Annotated in this window: 1 pseudogene; it reads right to left on the bottom strand. The window is 75.1% G+C overall.

Features of this window, described 5'->3' with window-relative positions:
- Positions 1-714, bottom strand: a pseudogene (locus tag G3N62_RS35560) (hypothetical protein); the annotation flags it as partial.

The raw sequence follows: 714 nt of genomic DNA, 5'->3' as shown, positions 1-714 counted from the left end.
CGGCGCCATGCGAGGCCGAGCGTATCGGCCAGCAGTGCCGCGTGGCCGAGCCCGAGCGCGCACGCGGCCGTCCCGACCCGGTAGGCGGCGCCGGACGCGTGCCAGGCGGCGCCTGCGTCGGCTCTGGCCGGGTCGGCGGCGAGGTCGGCCATCGACGCATCGGCCGTCTGCAGGAAATCCTCGTACGCATGCGCGTTGACGGTCACGACGCCGAGCGCGCGGGTCGGCGCGACGGCGACCGCATCGTGCTCGGCCCGCGCGGCATCGGCTTCCCACAACGCCTCGGACGCCGGCGTGCCGGCGACATGCCAGTCGACCGTCAGCCCGTAGTCGTGCAGCACCTCGACGAGCGCGACGTCCTCGGCCGCGGCGCCGAACAGCGCGAAATCGCGCCACAGCAGCGCCACCGTCTCGCGCACGAGCTCGGGCGGCGCGCTGCGCCGGCCCCGCACCTGTTCGGCGAGCAGCAGGTTGGTCCGCGCAAGAAAGCGTTTCAGCTCGGGCGCGCCGCTTGCGCGCAGCGCGCGCAGGCACGCGTTCGCGAGCCGCCAGAAATCGTACGGCCCGTCGTCGGCGAGCGCGACCTGCATCGCATCGAGTTCGTCCAGCGCCGCGTCGGGCGCGCCGCGCTCTGCGCGCAGCAGCCCGAGCAGCGCCTGCTCGTAGCGGGCGCGGAACCGGGCCGCTAACGCGTCAGGCAGCGCGCGCAACGTA

Source organism: Burkholderia sp. Tr-20355 (assembly GCF_017104685.1).
GTDB lineage: Bacteria > Pseudomonadota > Gammaproteobacteria > Burkholderiales > Burkholderiaceae > Burkholderia > Burkholderia seminalis.
This window is presented reverse-complemented; position numbering and strand designations above follow the sequence as displayed.